Raw genomic sequence first — 13,880 nt, 5'->3', positions numbered from 1 at the left:
CTGCCTCGATATGTTCTCGTATTGGGCGGGCGCGCGTACGCAGTTCTCGTCGTAGACAGCGGTCGTCATGCCCCATCGGAGAATGGTGGGATGCCAACAATCTGAACGATGTCGTCCTGGCGTCGGTCGCCGGGGGCGCGACGAGGGGCAACGGCGAGCGCTATCTGCAGCTGCTCGGCAAACAATACCGCCGGGTTGTTCTACAACCCGCACGTGATGGAAGCCGCGGGCATCACCACTGTCCCGACCGACTGGGAAGGCTTCCTCGCTATGTGCTGATACGCCAGTAGTGGCAGGTGTCAAGCCGTTTGCGGTCGGGTCGAGGGACCGTTGGCCAGCCCAATTCTGCAATTCGGATCTATCTGTTGCTGCGCACCGGGGGCCACGAATATCGCGCTTCAGGCTGATGGCGGGCGAAGCCGCGTACACCGATCCGGAAGTGGCGCGCGCAACCGTGGAAGAGTCCGGTCGATGCGGGCTACTTCGTCGACGATGCCAACGCCTACTACCGGACGGACGCTGTTGATCAGGTCGCTAATGGCGAAGTCGCCATGACGCCTTATGGGCACGTGGATCACCGGTTACTGGAATGGCAACGGCCGCCGTTCCCGGCGACGATTACGACTTCTTCCATTTCCCAGCAGTTGATGAAGGAGTGGCGCGCGTCGTGGTCGGCCCGGTTGGGCTGATGGCTTCGCAGGGATGTCGGCGGACCCTGATCTATCCTGAATGTTTCGCAGGCGCTGGCGCTGCATTCAAGGATCAACACCGACGCGGAGGCGACGCGGGCGCTCGAGCCAGGGGGCGCTGTCCCTGAATGTCAACGTGGACAAGGGCATCCACACTCCCGGTCCTGCAGCAAGCCGCTGCCGAAGTGTGGCGGCTGCCGCGCCATCTTCGCGGGCAACCATGACCTGCGACGACCCTCGCCGATGGCCGAGGGCGGTTGAAAATGTTCGCTCAGTTCATGAACGACCTGAGCGGCTATGTCAGCTATATTCAGAATTGAGGTACTTTGGTCATCGACGTCTCCTCTGAAATAAAATACGGAAAATAGCAGTGAACGGGCAGCGGGTTTCCAGCGCGCCGTCCGATTTGCAAATTAGAGGTTAGTTTTTATGGCACGGTCGCGCTGGTTCTGGCGGGTCGCTTTTTGTCGATACCGGGCTCTTGCTGTACCTAGTCATTGTCGTTGGCCCACCGCCTCTTACCCCTCTTTTTCAGCCTTCCCGAGTGATTGAACGGCTTCAGTTGGCTGATTTCCCCAACTTTGTTGGCCTCGCCACCTTCGCCAAGATTTTTGAAGATCCCTTGTTTGGCGGCAAGGCGCGATTCAAGAACACGATCATCTGGATGGTCGCCGCGCTCACCATTCCGGACGCTCGGCGGATTAGCGCTGGCGCTGGCTTTGCGGACCCAACTGCGCGGGGCACGCCTGTTCGGTTCGCCGTTTTATCTGCCGACGGGCTTGTCGCCGGTGGTGGTCGGGCAGATTCGGATCTTGATCCATTTGCCGTGCTGGGGTTTCCAACCTGATGCCTCGACAGCGTCGGCCTCACGGATATTTCGCAGGCGTGGCTGGGCCAGCCTGGAGACCGCGCTCGCCAGCGTGATCGTCGCGGGGGGCTGGCAGCAAACCGGGTTGGCGATGGTGATCTTCTCCTCGCCGGGCTGGACTTCCAAGCCGACGGAACTTCTCGAAGCCGCGCAAATCGACGGCGCGAACTACCGCCAGTCGCTGCTGCGCGTGGGTGATTCCGCTCCTGCAGCCCGCGACGGTCGTGGTGATCGCGCTGGCGGGTGATCAATTCGCCGAAAAAGTTTCGACATCGGCTACCGGGCGATCGCCGGTGGCCCATTCCATTCGTCCGACACGCTCGCCATGATGATGGCCAACGAGTCGTTCAAGAAGTACTTTGCGGGCGATGGCAGCGCGATCTCCGTCGTGCTGTTCCTGATCGCCAAGGGCTGATCGCGTTTACTTCCGGCAGCAGGGCGCGCACTGGAAGAATCTGTATGATCTTCAGCCTCGCCCGCGGGTCAGCCGCCCCTGACCACCCAACCGGATGACAAAATGCTGCGCCTGCCTCACGCTGGCCGTATTTCCACCTCTCAGCCTGGACGATCAACACGTCATTCCCTCCAGGTTGCCGGGGGGGGTCGTGATCATCAGTTCGTTCAAGACGACCGAAGAAACCGCGTGCGGCGGGCTGTGGTCAGTGCCGACGGTTTCAACTTGATAATTACGGTGAAGCGGAATAACGGCAACGTGCGCACGTATGTCGTCAATTCGTTCGTGGTAACTATCCCAGCAACGTTTGGCTCGATTGTGATCGGCCTGCTGAGCGGGTATGTTCAGCAACTGCCAGTGCGCGAATGCATATGTTCGTGTTTGTGGTCGCGGGCATGTTTTCCGCCGCAAATCGTACTGATCCGGGGCTGTTTCGCCTGTTCAACACATTGTGGCCTGCACGATACGCTCCTGGCCGATGATCATCGCGCACACGGCGTTTCGGCCGCCGATCTGCACGTACCGCTGCCATGCGTTTCTTCTCGGCCATCCCCTACGCTACGCGACGCGGCCGTCATCGATGCGCGAATGAAGGTCAGGTGCTGCTGCGCGTGTTTCTACCGCTCAGCGTGCCGCAGGTCGCCGTGCTGGCGACGCTGCACCACGTGGATCTGGAACGATTTCCTGTGGCCGTTGATCTTCACGCAGTCCGACAATTGCGCACGGTGATGGTCGGGTTGGTCACGCTGAAAGGCCAAGTACATGTCGCGTGGGGCGTACAGGGCGCGATGCCCGTCATCGCGCCAGCATCCCCACGCTGGCGATCTTCATCTTCAACTTCCAGCGCTACTTCATTCGGGGGGATGACGCTGGGCGGGCAAAGGCTAATTGACGGCAAAACCCGTCTTTCCCAACGAACTCTGCTGGGGCGGACGCTAGCCAGGAGTCCCGTTCGCATAACTCCGCATTGATCCCGTAGGCCGCTGCGGCCCTGCGCCACCGCGATGGCGACACTGCGCATTGGGGATGCGAGATCGCCCGCTGCGTGGACCCCGTCAAGCTGGTGCGACCCGCGCAAATCAACAATTTGGACGAGATTCGTTTGCCGTGACCCGCACCCGACACGCGCGAACGGGGTGCGTTAGGTTTTGGTTGTCGGATGAACACACTGCGTCGCTGTGGATGCGCGTGCTTATCACTGGCCAAGCGCAGCGCGTGGATCTGCGTGTCGGTGCTCTCCAGCGCGGCGATGGGTTATTCAACCAGCCAACCCGGCACGCATGGGTTCGATCGCTGCTCGGCACTTGGCGTCCAGGTGCCGCCCGTGCACAAGGTGGGGTTCGCGGTGAGTTGCGCAGCAGCTTGACCTGATGCAGGGCGGTATCATCTGCGCCATAGACCGCCACGGCTTCCCCGGACTTCCGTAACATCACAGTAGGGCAGCGAAACACGCTTTTCCCCCAGTCGTCGATGCCAGCCGCGCGGAGATTCATCGTGCAATCCGGTAGCGAGCAAGACAATCCGCGCTTCCAGTCTTGATCCATCCAACTGATGATCGCGAAGTCCGCGCCGATTTTTTCAACCTGCAGCGCGGTGGCGGTTTGAAAGCGACACCCGGGCTTACTGCACTTGTTCCCGGGCAAGGGTGAGCAGGGTCGGGCGGGTGCTGTCCCGTCACGGGTCAAGAAGCCATGGGAGGCGTGCGAAAGCGGCGGTTGCACGGCTGCTGATCATCAATGACGATGGTCTCCCGGTAATCAGCGGCCCAAGACGGGGGGCGCTAAATTCCACTGCTCCCCTGCCGATAATCACGCGACATCTAACATGTGCTATCTCCAAAAATGATACTGGGTATCAACTAGATGCGGGGCGGCTCTATGTCTTACCAATATCTAGCTGCACGTCGCAGCCGGAAAACGCAATCAGAAAGCGGAGAACCGATGCTCATCCGTTTCCTGATTGCGCGATCCTGCTGCCCGGCAGTCAGCCCCGGCTGGCCGCCGACCGTGATGACGACGTTGCCCCTTCTTGTGCCCTCCTGATCGACATGGTGGTGTGCTTCGACGATTTGCTCCAGCGGACGCCAGCGGTCAATTACAGGCTTGAGCTTCCCAGTTTCGATTAAGTCAGCAGGGTCGTGAGGCGTCGGTCGTCGGATAGGCAGTCTCACCGATGAACGCGTCTGACCCGTGCGCCGGGCAGCCAACTTCATTTGAATGAGTTCCGCGGGACCCGCGACTGCCTGCAGATACGCGCCCCGGCGTGGAGCACGCGCTACGCTTGCCGCCAGTGAGTTTTGCCCACCGTGTCGAAAGAAAAATGATGTCATACGTGTCGCCGAGGGTGGTGAAATCGGTCTTGGTGTAGTCGATGACGATCCGCACCCAGCGAGCGCACGAGGTTCGATGTTTCCCGTGCTGCACACGGCGGTCACGTGTGCGCCGAAGTGCTTGGCGATTTGCACCGCCGCTGTCCCCACGCTGCCCGACGCCCCGTGGATCGGGCGCCGCTCTCCGGCGGATATTGCCGCGCTTCAGAAAATGCAGCGCGGTCACCGCGCCAAAGGGGGGGCGGCGGCTTCTGCGAAGCTGGACGTTCGCCGGTTTCTGCGTCACTGCCTGATCTTCCGAGAGACGCAGGCGTATTCAGCATGGGCATTCAGCCGGGTGATGTCGTAGGCGTAGACCTGATCGCCCGGCTGGCGGGTGACCGCGCTGCCCACCGCTTCGACGGTGCTTGATCACCATGCCGAGGATGGCCTTCTTGGCTTGGTCGGGCGAGCGTGAGCCGGGCGGGCAGCCAGAACCAGGCGGGGCACGGTGAAGCTGCGCACCCGGAGTCCCCGGCGGTGACGATCGTCGCGTGGGACTTTGACGAGGATTTGCTTGGCCTGTGGAACGGGTTTGGCGACTTCCTGAAGTTGAAGAACTTCGGGCGTCCGTACTGCAGCGATCACGCTTTCACGGGACGATCCTCGCCCGGGATCAAAACGCTGGGGTTTGGTTATGGGAGAGGGTGGAGGGGAACGCCCCTCCTGCAAAGGTCGATGAGTTAGGCGGCGCTCAGACGCTGATTATGCCTCGCGGTCAGTTCGGGTTCGGGAGCGGCGGCACGGACCGAACCCTTGAAGATGAGCCACGAGTGAGCGTGACTTCCAGGCGAAAATCGGGATGACGACGAAGCCTAATTCTTCGGAATCGTGGGCGTCCCGAACGAAGAGCTGCGGTAACCGCATTCACGACGAAGATCGAGCCGGGGCCGCCAACCAAGCCTAGAATGGGGATGCGAAGCGCGGGACGAGGTGCGACTTGTGCATCAGATAGGCCATGAGCACGGTGTTTGAGCCGCAGACGAGGCCGGGGCCGAGCAGAAACGTCCAGTTGTGCAGCGCGAGCGCGCATTGCCGACGTGACGAAGCGCCCCGACATCCGCATCCGTGCCCGCCGTCTGGCGCAGCGCGTGATCAACGCCAGGAGCGGCACTACGCCGACCGCGATCACGGCGGCTTCGAGCGTGCGCGGCCCGCCATCGCCGAGCGCCACCTAGCTGGTAACGTTTGACGACCGGCCAGAGCGCGACTGCGGTGCGGCCCACGGCGAGGGCGGGGATGACTTCGAGGAACACGCCGAGCAAAATCTGCATTTCCGACCCCGGACCCGAGGATGTGGAAGTTCGGATTATTTTGGGCGGTGTTATAACACAGCGATCCGCCGACCGCGGTCGCAGAGTGATGAGGAAGAGCACGCCGGTTGCGATGCGCGGTCCTGCGGTGCGTTACTGCTGTCTGCTGATGAGCCTTCATGGCAAATCCCTTTCTGTCTATGCTGTTCAGATGCGATTGCGGAAGCACTGCTGTTCAGTCATTCGCTGCGGGCGACCGAGGATCAAGGCAGGCCGAGATCCTGAATTTGCGCAGCCAACCGTGTAACGCCGCCTGATCGATGTGCTCCCCGGTGGGCAAGGTGTGCCCGTCGGCTTCCGAGCGTGATGGTCAGCCCGGCAGACCCCATCCGCCACCGCGCGTCAAGGTGTCCTTTGATGCGAATGGTGGCCTCGACCGGGCTCGTCATGGCTGTCGGTGGGTGTGTGAACGTCACTCATGCTGGGCCTCTTTCATCGTCCTCCTTCCAATTTCGTGCGGTTCAGGTCAGGTCTGATTTCCAGGAATGCAAGTCGATGTGTTGAGCCGTAATCACCAGGTGGTGATTGTCGGCACTGAGATGGTGAGGAAATACGACGGCCGGCTGACGCGCGTCACCGGCACCGGGGCTTGAGCCAGCTGGGGTGGTTGGCTGGTGGGGATCCTCGGCGCGGTGCAGTGCTGCCAAGCGATTATTCGCGCCGGGCTTGGTAATAGATGTTCTTGGTGTGCGTGCCCAGCGTGTTTCCAGTGAGACCATGCGATGATCGGCGGGGATTTCCGGTCAGGTCGGTGTTTGAGCAAGCTGCAACACCTCAGTTCGCGCTCGCTCAGCGGTTCGGATGAGCAATACTGCCGGGGTGGGACGATTTGGAGCACAGTGCCCGTCACATTCCAGCAGCCGCCGGATGCCAATCCGGGTGGATGCGGCGCTGCGCAGCTTCCTCCAGCAGGCGTGTCAGCGGTACGTTGGCGTCCCACGAAGACATGGACGCCAACCCCTCTGGTTCGGCCAACGTCAGCGCGCGGGTGAGGGAGAACTAGGCGCGGCCACGGTGTCGCCGTGCAGATGGTGCCCGGCTTGCAGCACCAGCAGTTCAGGCCGCACATCCGGTTGCCAGCTTGCGCGGCGGCGATCAGCCGCTCAAGAAGCGCAGGGGTGTGCGGCAGCGCCGGATCGGCGCGGTGGTCACTGAAAGCACGAGCCAGCCGAGATCCGCGCCAGCGTGCTATTGTTCATACTCGCGCAGGTAGCTGAGTTCATCGTCAATCGTCAGGCTGGTGATCGCGCGCGCCCAGCCCAGAGCGGCGCTGAGATTCCCCTGAGCGGGACCACCAGCCGCGCGCGCGCTGCGCCAGGATCAGGCGCACATTCAGGAAGGAGTCATGCTCAACCAGACGATTTCCAGCCTCATCCAGCAGGTGTGCGCGCCGTCGAGACTCGCCCTCGGCAGCGTGATGTGCGCCTGCGCCGTCCGCCAGCGGTAGCGGTTTTGCGGCAGTCCGCCGGTTCGTCGAGCGCCTGACTGCGCGTCAAGTGCTGCGCGCCCGCGGCCGATCGCCCTGTTCGTAGTGGATCTGACTCAAGCCGGCGTGCATATCGGCGTGCCGCGCTCCCCCCGTTCGCGGATGCGAGCTTGCAAACCACGCTCCAACAGGTGAGCGGCGGCGCGCGATGACATTGAGTGCTGGATGTCGGCCGGCGCGATGACAGTGCGAGCATATCCGGGGGATAGCCGATCTGTTCCAACTGCCGTACTTTCAACGCATGCGGGCGCGCCACATCGGATCGCCTTGCGTCCAAGTGACCGAGCGCGAAACAGACCACGCCCGCCGCGCCACGGGCGGGTATCGTCGGTGTGTGCCGGGCGGGGATACGGTTAGCGTGGTGAATCCGTATCGCTCACCCGGCCTTGATGCAGCGCCGTGGCTGCGCGATACACGGCAATGGCGCTCGGCAGCCGATCAGAATTCAGCTTCGTCGACGATCGCCATTCGGCGGCGGTTTCGGGATGCGCCGTAAGCCGTTCGAGGGACGGAGTTCGGCGGCGCGGGCGGATATCCACGCCATCCGGCCGCCCGCTCTGCAGGAGCGTCCCGGCATAGTGCACGCTGAGCACAGGCCGGGCTGGGAGGTGTTCTCGGGAGCGCTTGCGGCCGTGAGCCGCGGCGCTTCCTGCCGGGATGCCGCGCAGGTGCGGCGCACCCGTTCGATCAGGGCAGCCGCGCGCTCAACATCTCCGGCGAGCGGCGCATGGTGGATCGCCGCGTTGGGCGGGGCATTCTCCTCGTACCACACGCTCGCGCGGTGATGCAGCCCGGCGGTCGATCCGGCTGTTCAGCGCGCAAATGCGCCCCTCAGCGCATCGGCGAACAAGGTGGTAATGGCGATACCACTGGCGTTGATCATCGGGGGGACGATCAGGAGGTTGCCGCGCTCCAGGGCGGCCAGGCGCTCCGCGCTTTCGGGCTGTCCGGTGACGGCGGCGCGCAGCGCATTGAAGCCGGTCGAAGCGCCGTTTGGCAAAGCGCCGCACGGCTGGGGGCTGCCGTTCCAGGATTTCCGCGACCAGGTAATCGGCAGTGGCGGTGATCCCCGGCGAAAGCGCGGATGAACACCAGCGGTATCGGTCTCGCCACGCGGCAGCAGCGCCGCCAACTGCCAGACCGGCGATCCAGCCCTCGGTGCGGTTTTCCAGCGCGGCGATATCGGCGGCGGACAGGGTGAAGTCCCATCGCCTGCTGGAGAAAATCAGCAGCTTCAACCGGGGTGAAACGCAGGTCTTTCGCGCGTAGTTGGTTAGATCGGCGCGTGCTCGCAGTCGCGCCAGCGCGCCAGATCCGGGTCTTCGCGCGTAGTGACACAGATGCAAGTGCGGCGGCAGATGTTCCAGCCGAAACGTAGGCGCCGCGTCAACTGGCTGCAGATCGGCCCAGATGATAGTCGTCAAGGATGAGGATGATCAGGGCGGTCCCGGGCGCTGGAAGTCGTTGAGCAGCGCCGTCAGCAGCGCCTCGGTCGGTGGGGTGGCTGAGTTTGCAGGGACGGTACGGAAGCCGCCCACCGTGGGCGCGCGGTTCTGCACCGCGGCGATCAAGTAAGTGAGGAAGGCAAGCACATCGTGATCGTCTTCTTCCGGCGCGAGCCACGCGGCGGCGACCTGCGGCTCACGTTTGCGCACACCGCGGCGACCCACGCGCTGATGAGCGTGGTTTTGCCGAAACCTGCCGGGGCGGAGATCAGCGTAAGTTTGCGACGCAATCGTCCATCCAACCGCGCGAACAACCGCGAACGCACGTGGAGATTCAGGGTCGCGAGCGGCGCGCCGAAAGGAAGTACAATTTCGTGATCGCCCAGCGGCGGCGCTAAGGCGGTGGATGATGACATACCGGTTTGGCTTTTCTGGCAAAACCAGGCGCCTGCATGATTAGAATTTCATAGACATTACATTTTAGGTTGCAATTGCCACTTTTATAAAACACTACACTCCACCACCGCCGATTAGGCCGATGGTACGTGGAGGCGCTGGTGCGAGAAATAGAGCCGGGTTATCCTCCTCCAGCGTGGCGGTCTGCGCCGAACGAGGATGAATAGGAAAGGGATCGGCGTGATGGCCGATAAAGTCTTCCAAGTGATTGTGGTCGCGCTCGAATGTGCGGAGCGCCCCGGTCTCGACAGTCGCTATATCCTGCCCAATGTGCAGCGCGGTTTCCGGTCAGAAAGTCATTGTCGACGCGAACTCGCGTACCGAAAAAGACGGCATCATCTGCTTTGGCGGCACAGTGCCGGATGGTCAGCCGAGCGGCGCGTCGACAACCGCACGATCTACATGACGCCAGTGAGTCACTCCGCCGCCCCACCCCCCGCCGCGCCGAACACGGACGACGTTCTACGTCGTCGGACCGATCCTGAACATTCGCGCGAGCGCCAGCACTCGCCGCGCGTTACGGGCGTGCTCTATCTCGGGCAGCGGATCACGGCGGAACCAACTCGCCAACGGTTAATCGGGGCAATGTGTTCTGGAAACACAGCCGCGGCTGGTCTGCCGAACGCAACACCATCACCAATCAGGTGTAGCGCGACAACGGTGAAACCGGGCGTACCGGCATCGGTTTTGCCTGGGCGGCCCCGTTGGGGCTTCTGAGTACATCAACAAGGTGTTTTACTCCGGGGAACACGCAGTTCGCGTGGATTACGGCGCGCAGAACAACTACAACGGCTACAGTCAGGGACTGCACGGCGGGCTGGATTTGGAGCACGGGCGGCGCGCCGGTAGTCGCCGGTACGCGGCATCTTCGATGGGCCGGGTCCGGCGTTTCCCGCCCAACCGCGTCGATGTGCTCGTGGGAAGTATCGCATCATCTAGGGGCATCTGCCAAGCCGAACGCACGCTGCGGCGCGGCGCGACCGTCATGCCGACGACGCAGCTCGGCGAGATCGACTTCAGGCGAACAGCATGTGCACATCGAGATTTGCATGGGGATTTACATCCTCAATCCGCTGCTGTTCGTGTCCGATGCGCTAGTCAATCAATTGGTGACGCGCTTCCCGCCAGCGGGGATACGCGCTTCTACAGCAGTCCGACGTTCAACCAGTGGCAAACGCCGCTGGATCAGCCCGTGATCCGTCTGGCCGGCCGATCATCGGGCCGAAAGCGATTTAGCCAGAGCCAGCACCCCCAGCCCCTCTTCCAGGAGAGGGGGCCAGCCAAACCTTTCAGGACGAGGCATGAGGTCATTTCAGGAGCGGCACTTGTCTAACCTTACCCCGTTTCGTTGGTCAACCGCCCCTCCAGAGGGCGAGGCAAAAGCGCGCGACATGTCCCTCTCCCCATGGAGAGGGACGGCTTGCGCAGCAAGCAGGTGAGGTTGAGCATTTCACACCACATGTTGTGCTCGTCCCTGCCACAAACAAGCCTGGTCGGGCCCCCTTCCCGAATTCGGGGGGGACGGACTGCAGACGCGATCTGTCCGCCCCCCCTGTTTGAGGCAAAACCATGCTTTCCCCGTAAGAATGCCATTTGTACGAATCAGCTTAATCGTGTAAATTTGATTGCGGCGTGGCGCGGAACAGGTCGTGCCATTCACTGCTCCCGGCAGAGAGCAGCAAAAGTGCACGAAAAATGGTTCAACTTTAGAAGAGGATCGGCATGACGCTCATTACGCATTTGACGACTGAATATCGTGACAACCCCCTCGGTCTTGATATCACCCATCCGCGGTTAGCGTGGCGCTTGACGACCGAGCGCGCCGGTGCGCGGCAGACCGCTTATCGCGTGATCGCCGCCAGCCAACCGGAACTATTGCGCTCGAACAGCCGGATGTGTGGGACAGCGGAAAGGTCGCCTCGGATCAGTCGGTGCATGTGGTGTATGCGGGCGCGCCGCTCCAGTCGCGACAGCGCGTGTACTGGCAGGTGACCGTGTGGGATGAACTCGGCGCGATTTCGCAGAGTGAGACCGCGTGGTTTGAACTTGGCTTGCTCACGGCGGACGACTGGCAGGCGCAGTGGATCGGCGCGGCGTTCGCCGGTGGGGCGCGCAGCACCTTCCCCGTGCCGTACCTGCGCAAAAGCTTCTCGCTGCCTGCCGACGTGGTCACGGCGCGGCTGTATGTCGCGGCGCTCAGGCTGTTCGGGTGCTCGCTGAATGGGCAGACCGTCGGCGCGGATGTGTTCGCGCCGGGCTGGACCGATTATCACCAGCGCGTGCAGTACCTCACCTATGATGTGACGTCTCTGCTCCAGCGCGGCGACAGTGTGCTCGGCGCGGCGCTCGGCGATGGATGGGCAGTCGGGTATCTCGGCTGGCTGCACCGCCAGAATTACGTGGGTCGTCCGCAGCTGCTGGCGCAGCTTGAAGTCACGCTGGCGGATGGCAGTACGCAGACGATTGTGTCGGATGGCTCGTGGCTGCACCAGTTCGGGCCGATCACGCACAGCGATTTCCTCGCTGGGGAAGCGTATGATGCGCGGCGCGAGATCCCCGGTTGGGATACGTCCGCGTTTAATGCGGCGGGCTGGCTGCCGGTCGCGACCTTCACGCATCCTGAGGTGCGCGTGGTCGCGCTCAACGGCCCGACGGTCAAGCGCATTCAGGAACTCGCGCCCGTGCAGGTGATCAACCGCGGCGACGATGGGGCGCAAACGCCATCTGTTCGACATGGGGCAGAATATGGTCGGGCGCGTGCGTTTCAAGGAGCGGGCCAGGCGGGGACGACGATCACTATTCCGCTTCGCGGAAGTCCTCAACGCGGATGGATCGCCGTACTACACCAATCTGCGTTCCGCCCATGCGACCGATTACTACACGTTCAAGGGCAGCGGCGTCGAAGTGTGGGAGTCGAAGTTCACGTTTCACGGCTTCCGCTATGTGGAAATTGAAGGCGATCCCGGCCCGGTCACGGCGGAGACGATCACCGGGATTGTGCTGCATTCCGAGATGGCGCAAACCGGGACGTTCGAATGCTCCGATCCGCTGCTCAACCAACTGCAAAAGAACATCCTGTGGGGACAGAAGGGCAATTTCGTCGATGTGCCGACCGACTGCCCGCAGCGCGATGAACGCCTCGGCTGGACGGGCGATATTCAGGTCTTTGTGCGCACGGCGGCCTTCAACATGGATGTCGCAGGCTTCATGACCAAGTGGGCGCACGATGTGACCGACGCGCAGAACGCCGATGGTTCGGTGCCGGCGGTCGTGCCGTATGCGGCGGATGTGCCGACCGATGGCGGCCCGGCGTGGGCGGACGCGGCGATCATCTGCCCGTGGACGATTTACCTATGCTATGGGGATACGCGCATCCTCGAACAGAGCTACGCGACCATGACGCGCTTCATGGATTTCCTGCTGGCGAACAGCCCCGGTTACGTGCGCTGCGCGCCGGATTGGGAAGGCTGGCCGGGCTTCGGCGATTGGCTCTCGATCAACGCCGACACCCCGCGTGACTTGATCGGCACAGCGTTTCTGGCCTACGATGCCAACCTGATGGCGCAGATTGCGGCGATCCTCGGCAAGACCGACGATGCCGCCCGCTATCAGCAGTTATTCGAAGAAGTCAAAGCGGTCTTCGCCAGCCGCCATCTCGTCGGCAGTCAAGTTCCGGTTGTTCCGGTTGTACCGTCCGAGGCACGCGCGGCTGATGGACGAGGCCGATGCGCTTTCCCGCGGGACGCTGCGACAGGTCGATTACGGCACGATCACGTCGGAGGTGTTCAACGCCGATTTGTTCACGCCCACGCAGACCGCCTATGTGCTGGCGCTGCACTTCAATCTGCTGCCGGACGAATTTGCGCCCGTTGGCGGCACAGGAACTGACGGTCGATCTGGCGCGGCGCGGCATGCACCTTTCGACTGGGTTTGTCGGCTCGCCGTACCTGAATCATGTGCTGAGCAGCAACGGCCAACTGGACGCGGCCTATGATCTGCTCAATCAGAAGAGCTGGCCGTCGTGGCTGTACGCGGTCACGCAGGGCGCGACCACCATCTGGGAACGCTGGGACGGCTGGACGGAAGAGAGCGGTTTCCAGACGCCGGACATGAATTCGTTCAATCATTACGCCTATGGTGCGATTGGCGCGTGGCTGTACAGCACGGTCGCGGGCATTGATGTCGACCCGGCGGCGGCGGGCTACAAACATGTGCTCCTGCGCCCGCAGCCCGGCGGCGGGCTGACGCACGCCAAGGCGACGCTCGACACGCTGTACGGCACGCTGGTTTCCGGTTGGACGCTGCGATCGGTGTGTTCACGCACGATCACCGTGCCGCCGAATACGAGCGCGACGGTTACGCTCCTGTGACGGGCGGATCACGCTGAACGGAAAGCCGATCAGCGGGCTGGTGCACGAGGTCGGCGCGGGCACGTATCAGTTCGTGGTGGCGTAGATTACCTCACTCCCCTCTGCGAAAAGAGGCGAGGGGAGCCAACAGTACCCGCCAAACCGAGTTTGGTTTCGTAGGGACGAGGCGTGAGCGTATTTCATAATTGCTGGAAATGCTCAACCTCACCCCAACCCCTCTCCTAGAGGAGAGGGGCTATTTGCACTCTGATGGTACGGCTCGTGGGCTGATCCGGGCGGCGGGCTATGGTAAGATCACCGTGACGATTGGCCGCGCTCTTCCTGACTGGCCGCGGCTCCTGCGCTGGGTGATCTCATGTTACGAACAGACCTACTTGAACAACTCCGCAAAAATCCCGCTGTGTCGGTGTTGATCATCGGCGGCGGTATCA

The 13,880-nt window shown here is 62.5% G+C and carries 16 protein-coding genes and 1 pseudogene; 11 read left to right on the top strand and 6 right to left on the bottom strand.

Features of this window, described 5'->3' with window-relative positions:
- Window positions 1-108: 108 nt before the first annotated feature.
- Both IPK17_RS39645 and IPK17_RS39640 read left to right on the top strand, forming a co-directional pair.
- Window positions 109-279 carry a hypothetical protein gene (locus tag IPK17_RS39645; RefSeq protein WP_343423285.1) on the top strand — a complete coding sequence of 57 codons (171 nt, stop codon included), beginning with the start codon at window positions 109-111 and terminating at the stop codon, window positions 277-279.
- Between the two features lie 1,036 nt (window positions 280-1,315).
- Window positions 1,316-1,804 carry an ABC transporter permease family protein gene (locus tag IPK17_RS39640; protein ID WP_343423284.1) on the top strand — a complete coding sequence of 163 codons (489 nt, stop codon included), beginning with the start codon at window positions 1,316-1,318 and terminating at the stop codon, window positions 1,802-1,804.
- A gap of 2,089 nt (window positions 1,805-3,893) precedes the next feature.
- Here the strand turns inward: IPK17_RS39640 and IPK17_RS40950 are convergent.
- Window positions 3,894-4,340, bottom strand: coding sequence for a zinc-binding dehydrogenase (locus IPK17_RS40950; protein WP_350341694.1), 447 nt, complete (start codon window positions 4,338-4,340; stop codon window positions 3,894-3,896).
- Window positions 4,341-4,416: 76 nt separating this feature from the next.
- On the opposite strand from IPK17_RS40950, the gene IPK17_RS39635 reads away from it, so the two are divergent.
- A complete protein-coding gene (locus tag IPK17_RS39635; RefSeq protein WP_343423283.1) occupies window positions 4,417-4,689 on the top strand; it encodes a hypothetical protein in 273 nt (90 codons plus the stop codon).
- Between the two features lie 62 nt (window positions 4,690-4,751).
- On the opposite strand, the gene IPK17_RS39630 is transcribed toward IPK17_RS39635, so the two are convergent.
- Window positions 4,752-4,967 carry a hypothetical protein gene (locus IPK17_RS39630; protein ID WP_343423282.1) on the bottom strand — a complete coding sequence of 72 codons (216 nt, stop codon included), beginning with the start codon at window positions 4,965-4,967 and terminating at the stop codon, window positions 4,752-4,754.
- A 315-nt stretch (window positions 4,968-5,282) separates the two neighbouring features.
- Entirely contained in the window at window positions 5,283-5,381 is a 99-nt protein-coding gene (locus IPK17_RS39625) for a hypothetical protein (RefSeq protein ID WP_343423286.1), read from the bottom strand.
- 38 nt (window positions 5,382-5,419) lie between these two features.
- On the opposite strand from IPK17_RS39625, the gene IPK17_RS39620 reads away from it, so the two are divergent.
- Window positions 5,420-5,557, top strand: coding sequence for a hypothetical protein (locus IPK17_RS39620; protein WP_343423281.1), 138 nt, complete (start codon window positions 5,420-5,422; stop codon window positions 5,555-5,557).
- Window positions 5,558-7,531: 1,974 nt separating this feature from the next.
- Here IPK17_RS39620 and IPK17_RS39615 read toward each other — a convergent pair.
- The gene (locus IPK17_RS39615) at window positions 7,532-7,771 is read right to left on the bottom strand and encodes a hypothetical protein (protein WP_343423280.1); all 240 of its coding nucleotides are present in this window, start codon (window positions 7,769-7,771) and stop codon (window positions 7,532-7,534) included.
- 39 nt (window positions 7,772-7,810) lie between these two features.
- Here IPK17_RS39615 and IPK17_RS39610 point away from each other — a divergent pair, with 39 nt between their 5' ends.
- Window positions 7,811-7,963 carry a hypothetical protein gene (locus IPK17_RS39610; RefSeq protein ID WP_343423279.1) on the top strand — a complete coding sequence of 51 codons (153 nt, stop codon included), beginning with the start codon at window positions 7,811-7,813 and terminating at the stop codon, window positions 7,961-7,963.
- Window positions 7,964-7,989: 26 nt separating this feature from the next.
- Here IPK17_RS39610 and IPK17_RS39605 read toward each other — a convergent pair whose 3' ends face one another.
- A complete protein-coding gene (locus IPK17_RS39605; protein ID WP_343423278.1) occupies window positions 7,990-8,310 on the bottom strand; it encodes a hypothetical protein in 321 nt (106 codons plus the stop codon).
- A gap of 304 nt (window positions 8,311-8,614) precedes the next feature.
- Complete coding sequence (locus IPK17_RS39600) at window positions 8,615-8,833, bottom strand: hypothetical protein (protein ID WP_343423277.1); 219 nt, start codon at window positions 8,831-8,833, stop codon at window positions 8,615-8,617.
- Window positions 8,834-9,262: 429 nt separating this feature from the next.
- Between IPK17_RS39600 and IPK17_RS39595 the strand changes: the two genes are divergently transcribed.
- From IPK17_RS39595 to IPK17_RS39575, 6 genes and pseudogenes are all read left to right on the top strand, one after another.
- Window positions 9,263-9,796 (top strand): hypothetical protein, encoded by a 534-nt coding sequence (locus tag IPK17_RS39595; protein WP_343423276.1) that lies wholly within the window; start codon window positions 9,263-9,265, stop codon window positions 9,794-9,796.
- Between the two features lie 332 nt (window positions 9,797-10,128).
- The gene (locus tag IPK17_RS39590; protein WP_343423275.1) at window positions 10,129-10,275 is read left to right on the top strand and encodes a hypothetical protein; all 147 of its coding nucleotides are present in this window, start codon (window positions 10,129-10,131) and stop codon (window positions 10,273-10,275) included.
- Window positions 10,276-10,801: 526 nt separating this feature from the next.
- On the top strand, window positions 10,802-11,071 hold the full coding sequence (locus tag IPK17_RS41235) for a glycoside hydrolase family 78 protein (protein ID WP_502750076.1): 270 nt from the start codon (window positions 10,802-10,804) through the stop codon (window positions 11,069-11,071).
- Window positions 10,975-11,685 (top strand): annotated as a pseudogene (locus IPK17_RS39585) (alpha-L-rhamnosidase N-terminal domain-containing protein); the annotation flags it as partial. The gene IPK17_RS41235 and the pseudogene IPK17_RS39585, both read left to right, overlap by 97 nt.
- A 100-nt stretch (window positions 11,686-11,785) precedes the next feature.
- A complete protein-coding gene (locus IPK17_RS39580) occupies window positions 11,786-12,967 on the top strand; it encodes a family 78 glycoside hydrolase catalytic domain (RefSeq protein WP_343423274.1) in 1,182 nt (393 codons plus the stop codon).
- Complete coding sequence (locus IPK17_RS39575; RefSeq protein WP_343423273.1) at window positions 12,949-13,449, top strand: alpha-L-rhamnosidase-related protein; 501 nt, start codon at window positions 12,949-12,951, stop codon at window positions 13,447-13,449. Before IPK17_RS39580 ends, IPK17_RS39575 begins: the two co-directional genes overlap by 19 nt.
- The last annotated feature ends 431 nt before the right edge of the window (window positions 13,450-13,880 follow it).

The organism is Candidatus Flexifilum breve (assembly GCF_016713355.1).
This window is presented reverse-complemented; position numbering and strand designations above follow the sequence as displayed.

Excerpts from the sequence above, each read along its gene's own strand:
- IPK17_RS39645 (WP_343423285.1), top strand. The coding sequence starts at position 109 with ATGTCGTCCTGGCGTCGGTCGCCGGGGGCGCGACGAGGGGCAACGGCG.
- IPK17_RS40950 (WP_350341694.1), bottom strand. The coding sequence starts at position 4,340 with ATGACATCATTTTTCTTTCGACACGGTGGGCAAAACTCACTGGCGGCA.
- IPK17_RS39635 (WP_343423283.1), top strand. The coding sequence starts at position 4,417 with ATGTTTCCCGTGCTGCACACGGCGGTCACGTGTGCGCCGAAGTGCTTG.
- IPK17_RS39595 (WP_343423276.1), top strand. The coding sequence starts at position 9,263 with ATGGCCGATAAAGTCTTCCAAGTGATTGTGGTCGCGCTCGAATGTGCG.
- IPK17_RS39590 (WP_343423275.1), top strand. The coding sequence starts at position 10,129 with ATGGGGATTTACATCCTCAATCCGCTGCTGTTCGTGTCCGATGCGCTA.
- IPK17_RS41235 (WP_502750076.1), top strand. The coding sequence starts at position 10,802 with ATGACGCTCATTACGCATTTGACGACTGAATATCGTGACAACCCCCTC.
- IPK17_RS39580 (WP_343423274.1), top strand. The coding sequence starts at position 11,786 with ATGGGGCGCAAACGCCATCTGTTCGACATGGGGCAGAATATGGTCGGG.